Source organism: Pseudomonas sp. R37(2017) (assembly GCF_002113375.1).
Taxonomy (GTDB): domain Bacteria; phylum Pseudomonadota; class Gammaproteobacteria; order Pseudomonadales; family Pseudomonadaceae; genus Aquipseudomonas.
The window spans coordinates 140,381-161,617 of the sequence record NZ_NEHO01000011.1; the positions used below are offsets into that span (position 1 = coordinate 140,381).

A 21,237-nucleotide genomic window follows, 5' to 3' on the forward strand; every position below is an offset into this window, starting at 1 on the left:
GACATCTCAGTAGTAGACCTGAGGCACGGTCAGGCTGGTCGGCGGGATCTCGGTGCCGACCCATTTGACGAACAACTCCTTGTAGCGACCGGTGCGCACCTGTTGGTTGACGAACAGGTTGAGGTAGTTGATCAGGCCGAACTCGCTGCGCTTGGCGCCCAGGGACACGTAGTCGATGACGTACGGGGCGTTACCGGCGACTTTCAGGTTTTTGTATTTGCCCGACTTGAGGGTGGCGGCAGCCACGGTGTTGGTGACCACGGTGGCATCGATGTGGCCTTGGGCGACGGCCAGCAGGGTATCGCTCTGTGACTGGTAGGCTCGGAAACTGCCCGAGCCCCAGTTCTTCACGTCTTTCTCCAGGGCGATGGCCTCATAGGTGCCGCTGGTGTTGCCCACGGCTTTGCCCTTGAGGTCGTCGAAGCTGTTGATGCCGGTATCGTCGCGGGTCAGCACCACCATCTGGAAGGCAAAGTAGGGCACGGTGAGGCCAACGGTCTTGGCACGCTCGAGTGTGTCGGAGGTGGACGCGACGATCACGTCGGCCCGCCCGGAGACCAGTGCGGGAATGCGATCCGGGAACGGCGTTTCCACCACTTCGGCCTCGACCCCGAGGATCTTCGCCAGGTCGTGGCAATAGTCCACATCGAAGCCGGCCGGCGAGTTGCTGGCATCACGGAAGCCCATGGGCGGGAAATCCAGGGTTACGGCGCAGCGCAGCTTGCCCGAACCGATGATGTCGTCGAGCTTGTCGGCCTGGGCAGTGGCGATGAAGGAGGTACTGAGAACAGCGCTGAGGGCTACGGCAAATGCGGGGTTTTTCATAGAGGCCTCGTTGATGTGAAGTGCTGTTGAATATCGTATTGGGGATTTCGTATACGATATTAACGATAGCAATCAACGTGCCCGATTCAAGTTCTGATGGTGAATAAATCGCGAGGCCTTGAAGTAGAGGTCTTGCAGGGGAGCAACGGGCGGGAGGGTGGACGCCTGGGCAAACGATGGCAGTGTTACAGATGGGAGCAATGGGTGTGTGGGCGCACCTTTAAGGAACACTGGCAGTTAAAGGTGCGTGCCTGTTTATTTGTTCGTGGCGGGTTTTGCGTTGAATGTCAGCGGGTGTGGGGCAGGTGCTCGAACAGCGTCGTGCAGACGCCGGCAATGTGCTCGTCCAGAAGCTTCACCGCCAGGTCCACATCCCCGGCGCGGCAGGCCGCCAGGATCTCGCGGTGTTCGTGATCTGCCCGTTCCTTGCCGGCCGACAAGCTCATCTGCATGCGTAGGTAACGCTCCAGCTTGTCGTTGACCGAACGGATCAGACTCACCAGAAACGGTCGCTGCGCCGGTTCGTACAGGCACGAATGCAGCTCCCAGTTGAGCTCGGCCCAGCGTCCCACGTCGTCCTCGCCGATGAACTCCTGACAGATGCGCTCGGCGCGGGCGAACGTCTCTTCGGTCATGTTCGGAATGGCCAGGCGCAGAATCTTGTCTTCCAGCAACATCCGCACTTCGAACATCTGCGCCAGTTCCGCATCGGAAACCCGCGTGACCATCGCCCCGCGATTGCGCTGGAACATCACCAACCCTTCGGCCTCCAGCCGCTTGAGGGCTTCGCGCACCGGGATCTTGCTGACATTGAACTGACGGGCGATGTCGTCCTGGCGGATCGGCTCATCCTCGGCAAAATGCCCGGCGACAATCGCATCCCGAAGATGGCGGGTAATGATTTCCGAAGTCGAAGGCGTGTTGCCAAGGTCGGGTGCGTTGAGTTTGGGTAGGTTCACGGCGGCGGTCATTTGGAGTGAGATAGCGCTAGGGTATACGAAATTCTTTTGCTGATCTTCCCCGGTTCGGCGTCGATGCACCCGTTTTATTTAGATGAGGTGCTCGGGGGCGAGGCCCGCCAGTGATAGCGCCGCCGAAGTTTCCCGCCCGGTGGCAGGCAAATACTTTGACCTTTATTTCGAAGCCCATGGTCACAGGTTCATCAGCAGGTGAAAACGGGCCGAAATGGAGGCATCAGGTTCGGCTCTCCTGCGCCAACTTGCTCGCCGATCAGAGGTAGCACGCCATGTACTCCCACTATTCACCAGAGCAGCGCCTGGCCTGCCGACGTCTCGCGATGGAGCAGAACGCAAGACTCTTCGAGCAAGCCAATGCACTCAGTCGTTACGCCTCGGGCCTGCTCGATCAACCGGATTTCGACAGTGAGAAATTCCTCGAGTATCTGCAGCAGCGGGGTAAGGCGGACGCCTTGTTTCGTCAGGCTCTGGAACACATTGTGCTGCTCAATGAGCAGTTTTCTGATCTGTAGGAGCGAGCATGCTCGCGATGGTCGTCAACGATAACGCGGGCGGTCTCGATGCCCATGTTGTATGGGCGTCTTTTCGCGAGCATGCTCGCTCCTACCACCTGCCCGGCAAACTCAGGCGTCCTTGAATGCGGGGATCTGGTGACTATTGTTGCACTTTAGCCACCCGCCGACCGCTCATGAAGCACAGGGACCCACCCAGCGCGGTCAGTGCGCTCAAGGCATAGAACATTGTGGGCGCGGGGGTATGCATCAATAGAAAGCCACAAATCACCGGGCTCAGGGCGCCACCGAGGGCCGCCAGGTTCTGGGCGCCGTAGTAGCTGCCGCGCAGCTCTTCCGGGGCCAGGGTGTCGACGAAGAGGAATTCGGCCGGGTAAATGATCATTTCACCGAGGGTGAAGATGAACATCGCCACGCACCAACTCAACATGCTGTCGGACAGGCTGAAGCCGATCAGGCCAAGGATGAACAGGCTGGTGCCCGCGGCAATCCAGTAGCGCAGCTTCTCGCGATTGAGGAACCGGCCGATCTGGTACTGCAGCAGGATCACGCTGATGGCGTTGCAGGCGAGCAGGGCGGCCATGATTTCCAGGGCGCGTTTGGAATCGTGGGTCACCAGCAGGTATTGCGACAGATAGAGGGTGTAACGCCCGTGCACCACGGTACTGAGCAGGCAGCCGCACGTGAACATGATCAGGGTGCGGTCGTTTTTCAGGGTGACCAGGGTTTTCAGGAAACTCTGGGGTTGCCCAATGGCGGGTGTCTGCGCCGAATCCCTGGGAATACCTGTCATCAGGAAGATGCTGAAAAAGGCGATGGCACCGGCAATCAGGAACGGTGCGATCGGATAGACCCCGGCAATCACCACGCCGAGCATGGGGCCTGTGGCATAGCCGACGTTGGTCAGCGTGTAGCGCAGGGAAAACGCCTTGGCCCGCTGACCCATGGGCAGGTTCTCGCTGAGGATCGCTTTGGAGCCGATGAGAAACAGCGCTGACGCGGTCTCGGTGATCACCAGGGTGGCGGTGGTCAGGTAGAGATTTTCGGCAAAGGTCAGCAGCACGAAGCCGATGGCGCTGGAGAGCATCGCCAGGATCAGCAGTCGGCGCTTTTCCAGGCGATCGATGATATAGCCGCCGTAGAGAGCCAGCAGGGTGGCGATAAACACCGCGATACCGAGCAGCAAGCCAACGTCCTGTTGGTTGAGGCCCAGCTTGTTGCTCAGGAACAGCGTGAGCAAGGGGCTGGTGATGGCACGGCTGACCACGATGGTCAGTGACACGATCATCAAGCGGCGGATAACGAGTGAGTAAGTGGCCACGGTAGGTGCAAATGTCCTTATTCAGATTTTTGGGGTGAGCCTGTGTACCGGGTCGCTGCCAATCGCGAGCAGGCTCGCTCCCTCAGGGGATTGCATTGCAAATGCGAGAGCGACGGTGCGACCTGCTCGCGATGAGGTCCGGCCGGGCGCTACAGTGCTCAAGCCAGCCACCGATCCAGCGTACGAACCGATTCCAGTTCTTCAATCCGCCACAACTGTCCGAGCAGTTCCTCAACCCGCTCCCGGGCCAAGACCCGTATCGCCAAACTGAAAAACTTTTCCTCCAGTGCTGCATCGCTCAGCGGATTACCCGGCGCGCCCAATGGCACTTCAACGCACAGGCTCGCTTGCCGACCGTCCACGGTCCGCAGCGTCACCAGGGGCTCGCCATCGTTGGACAGTAGCGGGTCCACTTCAAGGTGAATGCGTGACATCCACCGAACAATGCGTGGATCGTTGCGCGCTTCAGGGTCATAGGCCGGCAATCGACAATGGCCATGTACCAGTCGTGCCGCCAGTGCATACGCCAGGCTCATCTGTGCCGCCGCGTGGGTGCCGACATCCTGGCCGCCGCACATGTCCTTGAGAAAACTGCACAGCGAAACCTGTATGTTTTCGACTTGATCGACTGACACATTCAATTGGTCGAGCAAAAGCCCCAACGCATCGATGGCCGAATGTGTGCCACGGCATGCGGCATAAGGTTTGATCGAACAGCGCGCCAGTTTCCAGACCTGACCCAGTCCGGCATTCAACGCATCCGGCTGTGCGCTGCCTGGTGCGAGCGTCTTGAGAAACCCACCCCACACATCGTCAAACAGCACCGACGGTCCGCTGACGCCTTCACGGGCAAAACGCGCAGCGAGCAACCCTCCTTCCGCCGCACGGCCGCTGTGCAGTTTTTTGCTTTGCGAGCCGTCATGGATGAACGCCCACAACCCGCCGCTGAAACTGCCGGCGATGCCCAGCGCCGACACTGTCTGCGCTGCATCCAGGGCAAGGATCCGCGCACAGGCCGCCGCCGCGCCAAACACGCCGCAGGTGGCGGTGGAGTGCCAGCCGGCGCCATTGTGCGCCGAATAGCTGCCACAGGCTTCCAGCACCCGTCGGCAGATTTCGTAGCCGATCACCACGGCGGTGATGAACTCGCGACCGTCCACCGGTCGATCCACCAGGGACAGCGCCGCCATCACCGCCGGCAACACCACGGCGCCGGAATGATCGCAACCGCCGGTGTCGTCCAGCTCCAGGGCATGGGCGGCGATGCCGTTGAGCAAGGCCGCATGTCCTGCGCCGACGCGCAATGATGCGCCCCAGACCAATGCGGTGCCGGGCTCGGCACCGAACACTTGCCGCGCCTGAAGCGCCACCGCGCTGTCGGCCCCGGCCAGCGCCGCGCCAAAGGTATCGAGAATGTGTCGCTTGGCCTGTTCCACCAACGCCGGGGGTAAATCTTCAAATCGGGTTTCGACGCAAAACCGCGCCAGTTGCTGCATGCGTTCGGTCATGCCAGGTAGTCCCGATAATGGCGTTCATACACCGACGCCGGATGATCCTGCGCGACCTGCGTCGCCGATTGCGCCCACCATTGCGCGACCTCGGCGCCGGTGGCGATCCACACGTCATCATGCTGTTGAATGCCTTGCAGCAATTCACGCAGCACACCGATGCGTCCCGGGGTGGCGATGATTTCAGGGTGCAGTCGCAGCACATAGCACAGGCCGAAACGGTAGAACCCGGCGAAGTCCATTTTCAGGTTGCCCAGGGTGTGCCCGTAGGAAGCGATCCGCGATTGCGCCGGCGGTACGGCCGGGCTCAGGTTGAAGGCGAAGTAGGGTTCGTCTTCCAGTTCATAGTGCAGCGGCAACTCGATCACTTGCGGCGCAGTCGGATGGGCGAACGGCAGATCGTCTCCACGCCATGAGGACGACCAGTGGATGACGTGCTCTTTCAAGGCTTCGATGAATCCCGGGGCACCGTTACCCGCGGGAACCCGGAAGCCGGTGGGGCGCTTGCCGGTCTGCGCCTCCAGCACCGCGCAGCCTTTGGCCATATCGGCACGTTGTGCCGCCAGATCCAGCGTGTCGTAGTCCTGATGGCGGTAGCCTGCGCAGGCGATTTCATGACCGTCAGCCAGAATCGCGGCAAGGTGCTGCGGGTTTTCCTCGGCGACGATCCCGGGCACGAACCAGCTGCTGCGCACGCCGAGTTCCCTGAACAGTCCGAGCAGGCGCTCGACACCCCGTTGCGTGCCATAGCGCCAGACCGAGAGTGTCTTGTCGCGCCCGGCGACTTCCGGAGCCTGGGTAAGAATGCCGTGGATGTCGTTGTAGTCGACGGTCAGCACCACCGCGCAGCGCTTGCCGACCGGCCAGACCCTATCTGGCAAGGCAGTGAAATCAGCCATGGTGATGCTCCTTCAGCCACCAGCGGGCGACGTCACGGCACGTGGCGAACCACACGTCATCGCGTTGGCGCATGTGTTCGAAGAGTTTTTCCAGCAACAGGATGCGCCCTGGCTTGCCGGTGATTTTCGGGTGGAACAGGGTGGTCAGGCACAGGCCTTCTTCCATCGCGCCGTCGTACTCGCGCTGCCAGTTGTCGAGGGTCAGTTCATAGCTGGCGGTGCGGTCGAGCCCGGAGGGGAAGTTCGGCGCGCGGGTATAGGCGAGGGAGGCGTAGTCGTCCATTTCCCAGCGGCCGGGGATTTCCACCAAGGGCGTGTCGTGGCCAGGGACGTTGACCAGGTACGGGCGATCATCGCCACGCATGCTGCTGGAATAGATGACGCCGTTGTCGGCCAGCATTGCCGGGGTCTCGGCGCGCCAGTCGCCGGACGGGGTGCGAAAGCCCTCGGCGCGGATATGCAGGTATTGCCAGAAGACGTCTCTGGATTTGTCCATCACGGCCTGCTGCTGATCCAGCGTCAGCGCGTAGAAGGACTCATGCTTATAGCCGTGATAGGCGACTTCATGGCCGCGCGAGACGATGGCCTGGCATTGTCTGGGCCAATTCTCCACGACCCAGGCGGGGACGAAGAACGTGGTCGGAATCTTGAAAGCATCGAGCAGATCAAGCAGGCGTGGCAAGGCGCGGTAGGGGCCGTAGCCGCCGAAACCGAAGTATTCGGGTTTGTGCCAGATCGAGCCGTTGAGCATGGCGTCGCCGGTCGGGCCGTCGAGGTCGAAGGCCAGGGCGAGACAGGCCTTGTGCCGGTCGGGCCAGGTGGGTCGGGATGAGGAGGACATCAAGGGTGCTCCAACTGTCTGAAAGTGGACACCTGACCTGTGGGAGCGAACCTGCTCGCGATGAGGCCGGCACATGCACATTGATGTCGCCGGTCGCTCCGTCATCGCGAGCAGGCTCGCCCTCAGATGGGGTCGCGGTGCCTGCAGGGTTACTTGCCGGCGTTGATCGTCACATCCTTGATTGCACCGAGTTCCAGATCCCACTTCTTCAGAATCGCGCCATAGCTGCCGTCATCCACCATGCTCTGCAACGCGACCTTCACAGCCTCACTCAGCTCAGGCTTCTTCTTGCTCACGCCAAGCCCCGTGAACTGCACCGAGATCGGCTGGCCGACCGTCTTGTACATGTCCTTTTCCTGGGTCTTGAGGTACGACAGGGTTTCGCTGCCTTGCATTGCCGCATCTATGCGGCTCTGGCGCAGTTGCGCCCGAGCATCGGCCGAGCCTTCGGTGCCGATCACGTTGATCGCCGGTTTGCCGGCGGCCTCACAGTTGGCCTTGCTCCATTCGGCGATTTCAGCCGGGAAGGTTGTGCGGCGGCTGGTGCCGACTTTCTTGCCGCACAGGTCGATGATCTCGTTGGTCGCAGTGTTTTTCTGCAAGGTGTAGAACTGCGGACCACTGGTGAAGTAGTCGACGAAGGTCACGCTGGCCTGGCGCTCGGCGGTGTCGGTCATGCCCGACAGGACCATGTCCACGCGGTCGGTGGTCAGGGCGTTGATCATTTGCTCGAAGCCGGTTTCCTGCCATTTGATCTTCACCCCGAGGCGCTCGGCCAGGGCGTTGCCCAGGTCGTAGTCCAGGCCGGTGAGTTTGTTGGTGGCCGGGTCCTTGAAATCCATCGGTGGATAGTTGGGCATGATCGCGACGACGATCTCGCCCTTTTCCTTGATGCTGGCCGGCAAATCCGCGGCCACCGCGAAACCGCAAGACATGAGGGAGGTGAGTACTGCTGGTATGACGAAGTTCTTCATGGACGCTCTCTTATGAGTATTGTGGAGGCCAAAGGGGCCTCAGGTTCGAACGGCAGAAATGAAGCTTTGGGTGCGCGGGTTTTGTGGACTTATCAGTATTTCTTCGGGGCTTCCAGCCTCCACGATCTGCCCGCCGTCCATGAACACCATGCGGTTGGAAACCTCCCGGGCGAAGCCCAGTTCATGGGTGACGACGATCATGGTCATGCCGGTCTGCGCCAGATCGCGCATCACCGACAGCACCTCACCGACCAGTTCCGGGTCGAGTGCCGAAGTGGGTTCATCGAACAGCATCAGCTTCGGTCGCATGGCCAGGGCCCGGGCAATCGCCACCCGTTGTTGCTGACCGCCCGACAGTTCGATCGGGTAGCTGTTGCGTTTGTCGGCCAGGCCGACCCGGGCCAGCAGTTCCAGGGCTTCTTCTTGCGCTTCCTTGGGCGAGCGCTTGAGCACCTGGCACGGGCCTTCGATGATGTTTTGCAGCACAGTCATGTGCGGAAACAGGTTGAAACGCTGAAACACCATGCCGGTGGCCAGGCGCTGGCGGGCGATCTGCGTCTCGGTGAGTTCGTGCAGCTTGTGCCCGACGACGCGGTAGCCGACCAGCTCGCCATCGACCCAAAGGCCGCCCTTGTCGATTTTTTCCAGCTGATTGACGCAACGCAGCAGGGTGCTCTTGCCCGAGCCGGACGGGCCGATGATGCACAGCACTTCGCCTTGCTCGACCTCGATGTTGATGTCCTTGAGCGCGTGGTAATGGTCGTAGTATTTGTTCAGGGCCACAGCCTTGACGATGCTTCTCATGTTCGATTCTCCTGCGCGGCTTACGAGCGCTTGCCGGCGCCGCGAGCGAAGCGACGCTCCAGGCGGCTTTGGCCAAAGGACAGCACGGTGACGGTGGCCAGGTACCAGATACCGGCGACGATCAGCAGCTCCATGACCCGGGCGTTGGCGTAGTAGATGTTCTGGGCGTTGTAGAGCAGTTCCGAGTACTGGATCACACTCGCCAGCGAGGTCATTTTCACCATGCCGATGAACTCGTTGCCGACCGGTGGAATGATTATCCGCATGGCCTGGGGCAGGATGATCCGGCGCAGCGCTTGCAGACGCGGCATGCCGATCGACTTGGCCGCTTCGTATTGGCCGGTGTCCACCGACAGCAGGCCGGCACGCACCACTTCGGCGGTGTAGGCGCCCTGGTTGATGCTCAAGCCAAGCAGGGCGGCCACGAATGGCGTCATCAGGCTCACGGTGTCGAGTTCGAACAGTCCGGGAATGCCGATGGTGGGGAAGATAAGCGCCAGGTTGAACCACAACAGCAGTTGCAGAATCAGCGGCGTACCGCGAAACAGCCAGGTGTAGGTCAGCGCCACGTAGCGCAGGATCGGATTGGCCGACATGCGCATGATCGCGGTGATCACCCCGAACACGATGCCCAGCACCATGGCCAGTACCGCCATGACGATGGTGTTGAACAGGCCCCACATGATCGCTTCCGAGGTGAGGAACTGGCCGATGTAAGACCATTCGATCTTGCCTGCGGCGAAGGCCCGCACCAGGCCGATGATCGCGATGACGATCACGCTGGCGAAGAAAATCCGCCCGTAGTAGCGCCGTGGCACATGCTCGTACTGGGTGATGTCGAACTGGTTCTCCGCCAGTTTACGCTCCGCCTGGAGTCGTTCTGCCTGAGTCTGGCTCATGGTGTTTCTCCGTACACATTATTCGGGTCAAACACACCGCCCCCTGTAGGAGCGAGCACACTCGCGATGGTCGTCAACGATGACGCTGGAACCCTGACACCCAACGGCGCTCTCGAGTCCATCGCGAGCATGCTCGCTCCTACAGGATCGGAAGTTGCGTTGCTTCAGAGGCGGAACCCCTGATAGTCCTCGGTCCATCGCTGCTGGGCGGCGAGGGCGGTTTTCAGTCGGCCGATCTGCTCGCGCACTTGCTGCGGCGCGGTTCCGCCCCAGCCATTGCGGGCGGCGATGGCGGCTTCCAGCGTCAGGCTGTCGCGCACATCGTCGGTCAGGCGCGGGTCGATCTCGGCCAGCAATGCCGGCGAGGCTTCCCATAACTCGATCCCGTGTTTTTCGCAGGCCTGCACCAGCGCACCGGTGATTTCATGAGCTTCCTTGAACGGCACGCCGCGCACTGCCAGCCAGTCGGCCACTTCGGTAGCAAGGGTGAAACCCAAGGGCGCCTGACGCCGCAGTTCCTCTACGTTGACGGTCATGGTTGCGACCATCCCGGCCATCGCCGGCAACACCAGCAGCAGGGTGTCAACGCTGTCGAGCACGCCGTTCTTGTCTTCGCTCAGATCGCGGTTGTACGACAGCGGCAGGGATTTGAGCGTCGACAGCAGACCGGTCAGGTTGCCGATCAGCCGCCCGGCCTTGCCTCGTGCCAGTTCGGCGATGTCGGGGTTTTTCTTCTGCGGCATGATCGAACTTCCGGTGGCGTAGGCGTCATCCAGGTCGACCCAGCGGAACTGGCGCGACGACCACAGGCAGAACTCTTCGGCCAGGCGCGAGATGTTGATCCCGAGCATGCTGGCGATGAACAGAAATTCGGCGACGTGATCGCGGCTGGCCACGGCGTCGATGGAGTTCTCGCAGACCCCGGCGTAGCCCATTTCCCTGGCCGATTGTTGCGGCTGGCGAGCGATCGCAGAGCCGGCCATCGCCGCCGCACCGAGTGGCGACAGCGAAGTGCGGGCATCCCAGTCCACCAGTCGCTGCACATCACGCAGCATCGATTGCGCATGAGCCAGCAAGTGATGGGCAAAAACGATCGGTTGCGCCTGCTGCAAGTGGGTGAAGCCCGGGCAAATGCTTTCGACGTGCTGTTCGGCCTGGTCCACCAGCGCCTGTTGCAGGGCCAGTACTTCCACCGCCAGGGTACGAACGTGATCACGCAGGAACAGGCGCAGGTCGTTGGCAGTCTGGTCGTTGCGTGAACGACCGGCGCGCAGTTTGCCGCCCAGTGCCCCGAGGCGCTCGGTCAGCAGGCGTTCGATGAAAGTGTGAACGTCTTCGTCATCCAGGGTCGGGGCAATGCGCCCGGCGCGGAAGTCGGCACCGATGCCGTTCAGGGCATCGATCATCGTGCGGGTTTCCTGCTCGTCCAGCAGGCCGGCACGTTGCAGCTCCCCGGCGTGGGCCCTGGAGCCTGCCAGATCGTACGGTGTCAGGCGGAAATAGCGCTCAGGGCAACGGGACAGGGCCGCCAGGGCTGCCGAAGGGCCGCTTTTGAAACGAGCACCCCAAAGACGGTCGGTGGTTTGAGACATTGTTGTTTTCCTCGTCGGTAATGCGAACTGAAATCGGTGTGCAGGGCCTCGAACATCACGCTGAACAATCAGCGGACGGCATCAGGCAAAGCAGTTTTCAAGAGGGCAGTTGCAAAGAAACATGAGCTGATCGAAGTGTCAGCTTTTAATGTTTGGCGATCAGTGAGTTGGCACTGATATTCGGGATTTTTTGGCGGTTGCCAAGGCCTGTTTTCTGTGGTCATTATTATTAGCCGGCGATGTTTTTGTTGTTGGACACAGATTGTTGAACATTGCGCCAGAGGTAAATCAGCATTATGGAAACCCCACTTTCCAATTCCGGAAACCCACCGATCAAAACCGCTCAGCGGGCACCTTTGGCCCTCAGTGGACTGGATTTCAAACTACTCAAGGTATTCAAGGCCGTGGTCGAAGCCGGCGGCTTCAGCGCCGCGCAAAACGAACTGAATGTGGGCTTGGCCGCCATCAGCAAGCAGATCTCCGACCTGGAAATCCGCATCGGCATGCGCCTGTGCACCCGGGGTCGCGAAGGGTTTCACCTGACCGAAGAAGGGCGTCTGGTGTATCAGGCGTCGATTGATCTTTTTGCCTCGGTCGACAACTTTCGGGATCGGCTTAGTTCGGCGCAGAACGAACTTATTGGTGATCTCGGAGTGGGGGTCATTGATAATACAATCAGCGACGTTAATTCACCGTTAGTTGCGGCGATTAAAAGGATAAATGAAGAGTATCCGAAGGTGAGATTTCAGCTGCAGACGGCCCAGTTGGATGAGGTGGAAAGAGGTGTTGTAGAGGGTCGGTTAGTTGCCGGAATAGTACCGGTTTATCAAAAACGCGAGGAGTTCGACTATTTCGCATTATATGAAGAACGCTCGGAAGCTTACTGCGCCCTCGGCCATCCACTGTTCGACATGCCGCAGGAGCAGATGGGCGGCAACGTGTTGCAGGACTACGAGTGCATTAACCACCGCTACGCGATCCATCGCGATAAGCTCAACTTTGCCCGCTACGACAGTTTTTCCGCCTCGGCGACCCAAGTCGAAGCCGTCGCGCTGCTGATCAAGACCGGGCGCTTCGTGGGGTTTCTACCGCAGCATTATGCCGACACGCTGGTGGCCGCCGGGCAGTTTCGCGCGGTACGCCCGGACCTGATCAATTTCGTCACGCCGTTCAGCCTGATCCTGCGCCACAACACGGTGCGCAGCCCCTTGGTGAAGGCCTTTGCCCAGGCACTGGGCGTGGATTTGAAAGTCTCGGTTTGATTGTTCACCGCGTTGAACACTAACTGCTGCTTGATCAAGGGTGAGCGCATCATTGTTTCTTGATCGTTGACTGAAGGAAGGGATCTGCATATACAGTCCATTCTTTCTATTGTTGGTTCGAAAACTTATGAGCGAAGAACGAGATATTCCCGAGCCCGAGCACGACCACCTGCTCGATCACGAATTCCATGATGAGCAACCATGGGGCGAAGAGGACGCTCAAGCAATTTTTGACGAAGAAGAGGATGACGTTGATTTTCTTGATCAGATAGATCAAGAGGACTGACACGGCGGTATTTAACGGCTTCACGACGCGCCACTCGCCTGAATGGCCCGTCTATCCGCAGTCATGGCGTTCCATTACAGACTATCCGGATCCCCGAAGAACATCTGAATCCGCGACCGCAACCAGCGCTCTCCCGGATCATTGTCCTGCGATCCGCGCCAGGCCATGTGCAGTTCGAAGCTGCGCACCGGCAACGGTGGGTCTTCGGCCCGCACGCCGCCCGCGGCGGTCAGCGCATCGGCGGTGTAGTCCGGCACGGTGGCGACGATGTCAGTACCGGCCAGCAAGGTGCTCAGGCCGTTGAACTGCGGCACCGCGAGCACCACGTGACGCTTGCGTCCGAGCTTTTCCAGTTCTTCATCAATAAAGCCGCTGAGGTCGCCGGCGAACGACACCAGTGCATGGGGACGAGCGCAGTAGTCGTCCAGGCTCAATGGCCCCGGCACCGTGTCGGCGCGCAGCAGCTTGGGTTGGCTGCGGCGCAGTACCTTGCGTTTGGCATTGGCTGGCAGGTCGGTGGTGTAACTGACGCCGATGGAAATCTCACCGGATGCCAGCAACCCCGGCATCAGGATGTAGTTGACCCTGCGCACCACCAGCACGATCCCCGGCGATTCGGCGCGCAGGCGCTTGAGCAGCATCGGCAACAATGCGAACTCGACGTCGTCCGAAAGGCCGATGCGGAATACGGCGGTACTTGTGGCAGGATCGAACTCGGCCGCACGGCTGACCGCGGTGGAAATCGAATCCAGTGCCGGAGAGAGCAGGGCGAAGATCTCGATCGCACGGGCGGACGGCTCCATGCTGCGGCCGGTACGCACGAACAACGGATCATCGAACAACCCGCGCAGGCGCGAAAGCGCCGCACTGATGGCTGGCTGGCCGAGGAACAGTTTTTCCGCAGCACGGGTCACGCTGCGTTCGTGCATCAATGTTTCGAAAACGATCAACAGGTTCAGGTCGACACGACGCAGGTCATTACGATTCATCTGGAGTCCTGGCAGAGTCAGCAAACTTGACGTGGGCGGCCATATGAGAACAATGGCCAGCAGGAATATTACGGGGAAAGGCTGGTACTCTGCACCGGGTAATTCAGTTTTTCCTACATGGACTGCTTCGGTTTCTTACGACATTTGACGATGTTGCCGCCGCTGCGGAATCAATGACAGGCATGTCGACTATTAATAGCCACAGATAGTGTTGGGTTGAAAGCCCAGCTAGAGTTCAAGGCATTAGAGGTTCAATTGGCGAGGTTTGCGATGTCCCGCACGATCCGTTTTCACAAGTTTGGTCCAGCCGAGGTGCTCAAATGCGAAGAGCATGCGGCGGCTCTGCCTGCGCCGGGCGAAGTGCAGGTGCGCGTCGAGGCGATAGGCATCAGTTGGTACGACACTCTGTGGCGTCAGAACCTGGCCCCGTCCCATGCCCGCCTGCCTTCGGGCCTTGGCCAGGAGATGGCGGGTATCGTCACCGCTGTCGGTGACGGCGTAGATGACCTGGCGGTCGGTGACAAGGTTGCCAGCTTTCCGGCCCAAAGCCCGAACGACTATCCGGTCTACGGCGAGCAGATCGTCCTGCCACGCTCGGCGGTCACCCGTTATCCGGATGTGCTCAGCCCGATTGAAGCGAGTGTGCACTACACGCCGCTGTTGATTGCCTATTTTGCTTATGCCGATCTGGCCCGGGTCAAGCCCGGGCAGTTTGCCCTGGTGACCGACGCCAGCCATTGCGCCGGACCTTCGTTCGTACAACTGGGCAAGGCGCTGGGTGTTCGAGTGATCGCCGCGACCAAGAGCGCGGAGGAGCGTGAGTACCTGTTGTCACTGGGTGCCGACAAAGTCATCGTCACCGAGGAAGAAGATCTGCTGATGCGGATCAACAAAATCACCGACAACCGTGGCGTGGATGTGGTGTTCGATGGTTTGGGCGGTCCACAGATGTCGTTGCTGGGCGATGTATTGGCGCCTCGCGGCAGCCTGGTGTTGTACGGGCTGCAGGGCGGTAACCAGACGCCATTCCCGGCCTGCGCGGCGTTCCAGAAGAACATCCAGTTCTTCGTGCACTGCATCGGCAACTTCACGGGCAAGCCGGAACTGGGCATCACCCAGGACCAGGCCGCGCTGCAACGCGCCTTGCGCGACATCAACCAGCTGACCGCCGATCGCGTTCTGCTGCCCCTCAGAACTCGGGTCTTCCCGTTTGCCGAGTTTGTCGAGGCACACCGCTACATGGACGAATGCCCGTGTCACGAAAGGGTCGCGCTCCAGGTCGAACCCGCTTAGCGCCAATCCAGAAGTCCACCCAGGAATCCGTGCTCGCACGGATTTCTGGGTTTCAGCCCCCCCGAAACCCGTCGAGCCGCAAGCCGGTCCAGCAACTGAACTGGTTTTTGCCCGTAATCTGTAGCTTCTAATCAGCCACTAAGCCCTGATAATTGAATGATTACTTTCATCTCAAGGAATGAGTCATGGCTGGTTGTCAGGCTGAAACTTTTCAATGGGCGCCCCCGGTGCACATCTCCAAATTAGTTAGTTGCTGCTTAGTTGCCAAAAAGACAGCGATAACTTCCTTCTCTATTTTTTGTGTTAAGTGTCTGTGGGACTCTGTCAGACATTTCCTAGGACTCTGGTTTTTATTGAACAAACCCTTGATGGCTGGGCGTCACGGCCTCGTCATTGCTGTTCACCAGAAGAGCTGCCGCGATCGTTTCAAATGATTTCCAGAGAATTCAACTGTTAGCATTTGGCAATAAAGTCAATGACTCCATTCGTACAGGCAGTCCAGCGAAATTGGCTGTCTGCGCGATATTGAACTTACGAGTACCAGGTAAATAAAGATGACCAGCATCCATGACCAAGCGATGAACTATGTCTATCAACAAGTGCTGCAGCGTTTGCTGGGTTTCTTCTCCCGCGCTGAACGCACTGCATTGCAGTTGTTGATTCAGCGTCTGGCGGTCGCGGCGGGGGGGATGGAGCGTATTGGCGATTACAAGGTGTTGGCGATCCAGACCGGAGCCCGCGACAACTGCTACACCCTGGCACTGTTGCGTGCCGCGCAACTGACCATCGCCACGCGGTCGCCGGTGACATTCCAGTTGCGCATCGCCTCCTTGCGGTTGAATGGGGCTAACGGGGCGGCCGTGGAAAACATGCACCGGACCAACAGCGCACTGTTTGTCTATGACGATCCCCGGGTCGAGATGTTGATGGTCGATGATCGGGAAGTCTTGCCGTTCAATCACCTGACGCCGATCTCCGAAGCCGGTCGCGAGTCCAGCCGCCTGAACCTGCTGATGATCGGCCATCGCCGGGAGTGGCGCGGCGGGTTTGACCTGTGGGACGACGGTTATCTGGCCACGGGAGAGTTCTACGGGCAAATCGCCCGCTGGGAGGGTGGAGTGGACGCTTTGCTGATCGGTGACACGCCGCGTCAGCAGAAACAGTTCATCGACGGCTTGAAGCGTGCCGCCAGCAAGGCCGGGCTTGCGCCTTCCCATGCGGGCGAGGCCGGTTTTACCGGGTTGTTCGCTTTGCTCGATGAACTGGGTAGCGATTGTTATCACGCGTTCTATGCAGATTACGGCCAGGCTCAATGGCGCCCGCAAGAGCGCTTTGAGACCTGTCGTCGTACGGCTTGCATCGACATTCACGACCTGCTGGTCAGTAACCTGGAGGAGCGCTGGGCATTGCTGACTGAATTTCTCGGGTTCCAGCCTGACGAACTGTCCGCACAGATCAGCGATAACGAATTCGTCAGTCCGTCGATTTCGGCGCACGTCCGGGGGTTGCACGCCAGCTTTGTGCTGGGGCGCGATTACGCGGCTGGCGTTGCGCAATACCTGCAACACGCCTTGGTGATGATGCGCCGCAAACGCTTGCCCGAGCGCTTGTGCGAGCAGGCCATGGAGGTGTTCGGCAACCCGGCGACGCTCAATGAGCAGCGCGCCCGGGCGGCGGCCGAGGCGCAAAGGGACCTGGGACTGAGCGAAGCACAACTGGTGTGCCTGCTTTACTCGCCCTTTATCAACAAAGGTGCGGAGCTTGAGCGTTTTCTGCGTCAGTGCCATCCGGGGATGCTCGTGGCCATGCCCGAGTTGCACCGCGCCATGCAGGGGCACCCGGTCGCCGAGCAGATCATGCAATGGATGGTGGATGTCAGCGGACTGCCCGTCGCGCTGATTGGCCAGCTTTATCGCATGGAATGGATGCCGGAAAGCGATAACGAGGCGCCTGAAACACTCATCCAGAGGGTCGCGTTGCAGGAAGCCGAGGGCGATCCTGGCGCTGGCGTGACGTTGGTTGATGAATGGTCAGCGGGTCACTGAGCGTGGTCGTGTTTTCAGCCAGTGCGGTCAGCCCTCAGCCATGAAAGGTCCACGAGAAACGGATTTCGCCTATCAGGCGGTTTATCGATACCTGGCCAGCCTGATCATTGAGTCCGAAGGGGATACGCGCATCCGCCTGCCGTCGCTGCGACAGCTGGCGGATCGCCTCAATGTGTCGATTTCAACCATTCAGTACGCTTATTCGCTGCTGGAAAAAGAAGGGCGCGTCTATTCGGTGGCCAAGTCCGGTTACTACGCGTTGCCAGTGACATCATTCAACCCGCTCGATAGCGGCAGCGACCTGCTGGAAGCCGTCTACGTCAATGCCCGGCGCCCGGGGATGTTGGTCCTGAGCGCCGATGAGCCGGCATTGCTGCAACCTCTGGACAGTCCACTGTTACTGCTGGAACGCGAGTTGCTGCGCCAGTATCCCCGCCAGCCGCAGTCGCCTTCGCAACCCTGCGGCGAGCTGGAACTGCGCACCGCCCTGGCGGCACGCTACACCACGTCCCCCATGCGTTACTGGCACGCCGATGATGTCTACATCGGCGCCGACCTTCGCGGAGTACTGGAAATCCTGATTGCCGTGCTGGGCTTGAAGGATGCCACGGTGGTGGTCGAGTCGCCGTGCGACTGGGCGATCCTGCGTTTGTTTCAGGCCGCCTGTGTGCGGGTGATCGAGTTGCCCGTGCAAGCCGATGGCGGCCTGGATCCGCACCGGCTGAAAATGCTGCTCGATACCGAGCCGGTAAGGCTGGTGATGCTGTCATCGGCGCTGAACATGCCCCGAGGCAGCCTGGTGCCTGACGACAACAAGCAAGCCATCGCAGGGCTTTTAGCCGCACATGACAGTTGGGTGCTGGAAAACGACTGTTATGGCGAGCTCGGATTTGACCCGGGCGGCGTGCGCTTTCGTGACTTGCTGGACCCTGAACGACTGATGGTGTTTTCCGCGTTCGAGAAAACCATCGGGCCTGAAGCACCGTACGGTTACCTGCTTTCAAGGCATTTGAGTGCCGAGCTGCAACGGCACTTCCTGCTGCGTTCCTTTCGTCTCTCGCCGATACGCCAGAAAGCCATCGCCCGCTTGTACAGCAGCGGCCGCATCGATCAACACCTGCTGGTGCTGCGACGTCTGCTGAAGGAACGTAAAAGCCAAATGACCCAGTTGCTGCAAGAGCGGCTGGGCGATGCCTTGCATTTCGTCGAACCGCAAGGAGGGGCAACGATTTGGCTGCGCTCGTTGCGTCGAGTCAATGTCCGCCGGGTGTTCCAGCGTTTGCTGGCGCACCAGGTGGTCATCGCGCCGGGCGAACTGTTCAGCCTGCAGGGTCTGCACGGGCAGCATTTGCGCCTGAGCCATACCTACGGTGGCGATTACAACCTGGAGGCAGCGCTGGGATTGCTGGGGGATGCGCTGCGTCTGGAACTGATCGAGTGAGCGAGACAAAAATTAACATTGGATCGATCCCATCGATTTGCGGTCAAACTGCCAGTAAACTGCGATCCAATTCCTGAACCACTCTATTCCAGAGGTTTTGCATGACACTCAGTCCTTTTGCGGGCAAACCGGCACCGGCAGAATTGTTGGTCGATATCCCGCGACTGGTAACGGCCTATTACACCGGCCAGCCTGATGCCGCCATTTCGACCCAACGCGTTGCCTTCGGCACGTCCGGGCACCGCGGCAGCTCGTTTGACTTGAGTTTCAACGAATGGCACGTGCTGGCGATCAGTCAGGCAATCTGCCTGTATCGCGAAGCTCAAGGCATCGATGGCCCGCTGTTTGTCGGTATCGACACCCACGCGCTGTCCACGCCGGCCGGCGCCAGTGCCCTCGAAGTGCTGGCCGCCAACGGCGTGACCGTCATGATCGCCGCGGGGGACGAGTACACGCCGACGCCGGCTGTCTCCCATGCGATTCTCTGCTACAACCGTGGACGCACGACGGGCCTGGCGGACGGCATCGTCATTACGCCATCCCACAACCCGCCGCAAAGTGGTGGCTACAAGTACAACCCAACCAACGGCGGTCCGGCCGATACCCACATCACCAAGTGGATCGAAGCCAAGGCCAACGAACTGCTGGCGAACAAGCTCGCCGGGGTCAAGCGCATCAGTTACGAGCAGGCACTGAAGGCCAGCACGACCCATCGGCACGATTACCTCAATACCTATGTCGCCGACCTGATCAACGTGATCGACTTCGATGCCATCCGCGCTGCCGGGTTGCGCCTGGGCGTCGATCCGCTGGGTGGAGCGGGGGTGCGCTACTGGTCGGCGATTGCCGAGCATTACCGCCTGGACCTGGATGTGGTGAACAAAGAGGTCGACTCGACTTTCCGTTTCATGACTGTCGACTGGGACGGCCAGATCCGCATGGACCCGTCGTCCAGCCACGCCATGCAGGGCCTGATCGGCCTGAAAGAACGCTTCGACGTCGCATTTGCCTGCGATCCGGACCACGACCGCCATGGCATCGTCACGCCGTCGGGCGGTCTGCTCGCGCCGAACAACTACCTCGCCGTTGCCATCGACTACTTGTTCCAGAACCGTCCGCAATGGCGCGCCGATGCCGCCGTGGGTAAAACCGTGGTCAGCAGCGGCCTGATCGATCGCGTTGCCAAACGCCTGGGTCGTCGCCTGTACGAAGTGCCGGTTGGTTTCAAATGGTTTGCCGATGGCCTGTTCGATGGATCCTTGGGTTTCGGTGGCGAAGAAAGCGCCGGTGCTTCGTTCCTGCGCAAGGACGGTGGCGTCTGGAGCACCGACAAGGACGGTTTGATCCCGGTCCTGCTGGCGGCCGAGATGACGGCCCGTACCGGTCGCGACCCGAGCCAGGCCTATCGCGCCTTGACCGACGAGCTGGGTGAACCGTTCTCGGTGCGAGTCGACGCCAAGGCCAATCCGGAGCAGAAAGCGCTGTTGAGCAAGCTGTCGCCGCAACAGGTCACCTCGACCCAACTGGCCGGCGAACCGATCCAGAGCATCCTCAGCCACGCACCGGGCAATGACCAGGCCATTGGCGGCCTCAAGGTCATGACCGAAAACGGCTGGTTCGCGGCGCGACCGTCGGGCACCGAAGACATCTACAAGATCTACGCCGAAAGCTTTGTCAGCGACGACCACCTCAAGCAACTGGTGGCCGAGGCGCAAACGCTGGTCGATGGTGCCATTTCCTCGAAGTAATTACAGGCTTCTGTGGTGAGGGGCACTGTGGCGAGGGGGCTTGCCCCCGTTCGGCTGCGCAGCAGTCGTAGATTCAAGCGATGCGGCGCTTCAGGAAAACCGCGTTTGCCGGTGTCAGGGTCGCTGCGCAACCCAACGGGGGCAAGCCCCCTCGCCACAAAGGATCTCAAGTATCGAAAAAAGGGGCGACCATTCACGGTCACCCTTTTTTTGCAATTGCATTCAGCGAATCACGCCAGATCCACCAGAACGATCTCGCTGTCCTCGATGGCCGTCACCCGCAGCAGGGTTTCATCGGCAACCGCTACACCATCTCGAGCTTGTGCACGCAAACCATTGACTTCAATGCTCCCGGTGGCCGGCACCAGATAGGCACGACGGCCGTTGTCCAAATGGTATTCAGCAGACTCGCCGGCCTTGAGATTGGCCGCTACCAACCGGGCATCGGCGCGGATGCGCAGACTCTGCTCGTCGCCTTCCTTGCCGCTGGCCAGGGTGACGAAACCTTCGCGATCGCCTTTCGGGAAGGGCTTGGCGCCCCAGGAAGGAGCCAGGCCGGATTCATTCGGGATGATCCAGATCTGGAAAATCCTGGTCGGCGTCGCTTCCAGGTTGTACTCGCTGTGGGCGATCCCGGTACCGGCGCTCATGACCTGGACGTCACCCGCTACGGTGCGGCCCTTGTTGCCAAGGTTGTCCTGGTGGGTGATCGCGCCTTCGCGGACATAGGTGATGATTTCCATGTCGCGGTGCGGGTGTTGCGGGAAACCGCTGCCGGGGGCGATCACGTCGTCATTCCAGACCCGCAGGTTGCCCCAGTTCATGCGCTTGGGATCGTAGTACTCGGCGAACGAAAAATGGTGGTGAGCATCCAACCAGCCGTGGTGAGCACCGCCGAGCGAATTGAAAGGTCTGAGTTCGAGCATGATCGTCTCCTGAAAGGTTCGTCGTGGGGCAAATCGCCTGAGCCACAAAGCGAGACCGGTAAGTGATGAGGGCCATCATCCAACAGGTAATAATC

19 protein-coding genes are annotated in these 21,237 nt (G+C 60.2%); 7 read left to right on the plus strand and 12 right to left on the minus strand.

Annotated features, from left to right (window positions below; all coding sequences use genetic code 11):
• Window positions 1-6 precede the first annotated feature (6 nt).
• Window positions 7-825, minus strand: coding sequence for a transporter substrate-binding domain-containing protein (locus tag CAG47_RS18635; protein WP_085726309.1), 819 nt, complete (start codon window positions 823-825; stop codon window positions 7-9).
• A gap of 287 nt (window positions 826-1,112) precedes the next feature.
• Window positions 1,113-1,796, minus strand: coding sequence for a GntR family transcriptional regulator (locus CAG47_RS18640; RefSeq protein ID WP_177409031.1), 684 nt, complete (start codon window positions 1,794-1,796; stop codon window positions 1,113-1,115).
• A gap of 275 nt (window positions 1,797-2,071) precedes the next feature.
• On the opposite strand from CAG47_RS18640, the gene CAG47_RS18645 reads away from it, so the two are divergent.
• A complete protein-coding gene (locus CAG47_RS18645) occupies window positions 2,072-2,314 on the plus strand; it encodes a hypothetical protein (protein ID WP_085726310.1) in 243 nt (80 codons plus the stop codon).
• Window positions 2,315-2,456: 142 nt separating this feature from the next.
• On the opposite strand, the gene CAG47_RS18650 is transcribed toward CAG47_RS18645, so the two are convergent.
• The 8 genes from CAG47_RS18650 to argH all read right to left on the minus strand — a co-directional run bounded on the left by CAG47_RS18650 (window position 2,457) and on the right by argH (window position 11,152).
• A complete protein-coding gene (locus CAG47_RS18650; protein WP_085726311.1) occupies window positions 2,457-3,635 on the minus strand; it encodes an MFS transporter in 1,179 nt (392 codons plus the stop codon).
• 158 nt (window positions 3,636-3,793) lie between these two features.
• Entirely contained in the window at window positions 3,794-5,143 is a 1,350-nt protein-coding gene (locus CAG47_RS18655) for an MmgE/PrpD family protein (protein WP_085726312.1), read from the minus strand.
• Window positions 5,140-6,042 carry a polysaccharide deacetylase gene (locus tag CAG47_RS18660; protein ID WP_085726313.1) on the minus strand — a complete coding sequence of 301 codons (903 nt, stop codon included), beginning with the start codon at window positions 6,040-6,042 and terminating at the stop codon, window positions 5,140-5,142. The genes CAG47_RS18655 and CAG47_RS18660 overlap by 4 nt, the downstream gene beginning before the upstream one ends.
• The gene (locus CAG47_RS18665) at window positions 6,035-6,883 is read right to left on the minus strand and encodes a polysaccharide deacetylase (protein WP_085726314.1); all 849 of its coding nucleotides are present in this window, start codon (window positions 6,881-6,883) and stop codon (window positions 6,035-6,037) included. Before CAG47_RS18665 ends, CAG47_RS18660 begins: the two co-directional genes overlap by 8 nt.
• A gap of 149 nt (window positions 6,884-7,032) precedes the next feature.
• Window positions 7,033-7,857, minus strand: coding sequence for an ABC transporter substrate-binding protein (locus CAG47_RS18670; RefSeq protein WP_085726315.1), 825 nt, complete (start codon window positions 7,855-7,857; stop codon window positions 7,033-7,035).
• A gap of 39 nt (window positions 7,858-7,896) precedes the next feature.
• Window positions 7,897-8,661 (minus strand): amino acid ABC transporter ATP-binding protein, encoded by a 765-nt coding sequence (locus tag CAG47_RS18675; RefSeq protein ID WP_085726316.1) that lies wholly within the window; start codon window positions 8,659-8,661, stop codon window positions 7,897-7,899.
• Window positions 8,662-8,681: 20 nt separating this feature from the next.
• Complete coding sequence (locus CAG47_RS18680; RefSeq protein ID WP_085726317.1) at window positions 8,682-9,560, minus strand: amino acid ABC transporter permease; 879 nt, start codon at window positions 9,558-9,560, stop codon at window positions 8,682-8,684.
• 164 nt (window positions 9,561-9,724) lie between these two features.
• Entirely contained in the window at window positions 9,725-11,152 is a 1,428-nt protein-coding gene (argH, locus tag CAG47_RS18685; RefSeq protein WP_085726318.1) for an argininosuccinate lyase, read from the minus strand.
• 296 nt (window positions 11,153-11,448) lie between these two features.
• Here argH and CAG47_RS18690 point away from each other — a divergent pair, with 296 nt between their 5' ends.
• Window positions 11,449-12,414, plus strand: coding sequence for a LysR family transcriptional regulator (locus tag CAG47_RS18690; protein WP_085726319.1), 966 nt, complete (start codon window positions 11,449-11,451; stop codon window positions 12,412-12,414).
• A 127-nt stretch (window positions 12,415-12,541) separates the two neighbouring features.
• Window positions 12,542-12,700 carry a hypothetical protein gene (locus CAG47_RS28760; protein ID WP_177409032.1) on the plus strand — a complete coding sequence of 53 codons (159 nt, stop codon included), beginning with the start codon at window positions 12,542-12,544 and terminating at the stop codon, window positions 12,698-12,700.
• A gap of 74 nt (window positions 12,701-12,774) precedes the next feature.
• On the opposite strand, the gene CAG47_RS18695 is transcribed toward CAG47_RS28760, so the two are convergent.
• On the minus strand, window positions 12,775-13,689 hold the full coding sequence (locus CAG47_RS18695) for a LysR family transcriptional regulator (RefSeq protein WP_053160139.1): 915 nt from the start codon (window positions 13,687-13,689) through the stop codon (window positions 12,775-12,777).
• Window positions 13,690-13,959: 270 nt separating this feature from the next.
• Here CAG47_RS18695 and CAG47_RS18700 point away from each other — a divergent pair, with 270 nt between their 5' ends.
• The 4 genes from CAG47_RS18700 to pgm all read left to right on the plus strand — a co-directional run bounded on the left by CAG47_RS18700 (window position 13,960) and on the right by pgm (window position 20,216).
• The gene (locus CAG47_RS18700; RefSeq protein WP_085726320.1) at window positions 13,960-14,982 is read left to right on the plus strand and encodes a zinc-dependent alcohol dehydrogenase family protein; all 1,023 of its coding nucleotides are present in this window, start codon (window positions 13,960-13,962) and stop codon (window positions 14,980-14,982) included.
• A 554-nt stretch (window positions 14,983-15,536) separates the two neighbouring features.
• On the plus strand, window positions 15,537-17,027 hold the full coding sequence (locus CAG47_RS18705) for a hypothetical protein (protein WP_085726321.1): 1,491 nt from the start codon (window positions 15,537-15,539) through the stop codon (window positions 17,025-17,027).
• Between the two features lie 40 nt (window positions 17,028-17,067).
• Window positions 17,068-18,468 (plus strand): PLP-dependent aminotransferase family protein, encoded by a 1,401-nt coding sequence (locus CAG47_RS18710; RefSeq protein WP_085726344.1) that lies wholly within the window; start codon window positions 17,068-17,070, stop codon window positions 18,466-18,468.
• 101 nt (window positions 18,469-18,569) lie between these two features.
• A complete protein-coding gene (gene pgm, locus CAG47_RS18715; protein ID WP_085726322.1) occupies window positions 18,570-20,216 on the plus strand; it encodes a phosphoglucomutase (alpha-D-glucose-1,6-bisphosphate-dependent) in 1,647 nt (548 codons plus the stop codon).
• 230 nt (window positions 20,217-20,446) lie between these two features.
• On the opposite strand, the gene CAG47_RS18720 is transcribed toward pgm, so the two are convergent.
• Window positions 20,447-21,142 (minus strand): pirin family protein, encoded by a 696-nt coding sequence (locus tag CAG47_RS18720; protein WP_085726323.1) that lies wholly within the window; start codon window positions 21,140-21,142, stop codon window positions 20,447-20,449.
• Between the last annotated feature and the right edge of the window lie 95 nt (window positions 21,143-21,237).

Bases quoted from the DNA above. Each gene is read 5' to 3' on its own strand.
- CAG47_RS18660 (WP_085726313.1), bottom strand. From the start codon at position 6,042: ATGGCTGATTTCACTGCCTTGCCAGATAGGGTCTGGCCGGTCGGCAAG.
- CAG47_RS28760 (WP_177409032.1), top strand. From the start codon at position 12,542: ATGAGCGAAGAACGAGATATTCCCGAGCCCGAGCACGACCACCTGCTC.
- CAG47_RS18720 (WP_085726323.1), bottom strand. From the start codon at position 21,142: ATGCTCGAACTCAGACCTTTCAATTCGCTCGGCGGTGCTCACCACGGC.
- CAG47_RS18680 (WP_085726317.1), bottom strand. From the start codon at position 9,560: ATGAGCCAGACTCAGGCAGAACGACTCCAGGCGGAGCGTAAACTGGCG.
- CAG47_RS18665 (WP_085726314.1), bottom strand. From the start codon at position 6,883: ATGTCCTCCTCATCCCGACCCACCTGGCCCGACCGGCACAAGGCCTGT.
- CAG47_RS18710 (WP_085726344.1), top strand. From the start codon at position 17,068: ATGAAAGGTCCACGAGAAACGGATTTCGCCTATCAGGCGGTTTATCGA.
- CAG47_RS18700 (WP_085726320.1), top strand. From the start codon at position 13,960: ATGTCCCGCACGATCCGTTTTCACAAGTTTGGTCCAGCCGAGGTGCTC.
- CAG47_RS18640 (WP_177409031.1), bottom strand. From the start codon at position 1,796: ATGACCGCCGCCGTGAACCTACCCAAACTCAACGCACCCGACCTTGGC.
- CAG47_RS18670 (WP_085726315.1), bottom strand. From the start codon at position 7,857: ATGAAGAACTTCGTCATACCAGCAGTACTCACCTCCCTCATGTCTTGC.
- CAG47_RS18675 (WP_085726316.1), bottom strand. From the start codon at position 8,661: ATGAGAAGCATCGTCAAGGCTGTGGCCCTGAACAAATACTACGACCAT.
- pgm (WP_085726322.1), top strand. From the start codon at position 18,570: ATGACACTCAGTCCTTTTGCGGGCAAACCGGCACCGGCAGAATTGTTG.
- CAG47_RS18635 (WP_085726309.1), bottom strand. From the start codon at position 825: ATGAAAAACCCCGCATTTGCCGTAGCCCTCAGCGCTGTTCTCAGTACC.
- CAG47_RS18645 (WP_085726310.1), top strand. From the start codon at position 2,072: ATGTACTCCCACTATTCACCAGAGCAGCGCCTGGCCTGCCGACGTCTC.
- CAG47_RS18705 (WP_085726321.1), top strand. From the start codon at position 15,537: ATGACCAGCATCCATGACCAAGCGATGAACTATGTCTATCAACAAGTG.
- CAG47_RS18690 (WP_085726319.1), top strand. From the start codon at position 11,449: ATGGAAACCCCACTTTCCAATTCCGGAAACCCACCGATCAAAACCGCT.
- argH (WP_085726318.1), bottom strand. From the start codon at position 11,152: ATGTCTCAAACCACCGACCGTCTTTGGGGTGCTCGTTTCAAAAGCGGC.
- CAG47_RS18655 (WP_085726312.1), bottom strand. From the start codon at position 5,143: ATGACCGAACGCATGCAGCAACTGGCGCGGTTTTGCGTCGAAACCCGA.
- CAG47_RS18695 (WP_053160139.1), bottom strand. From the start codon at position 13,689: ATGAATCGTAATGACCTGCGTCGTGTCGACCTGAACCTGTTGATCGTT.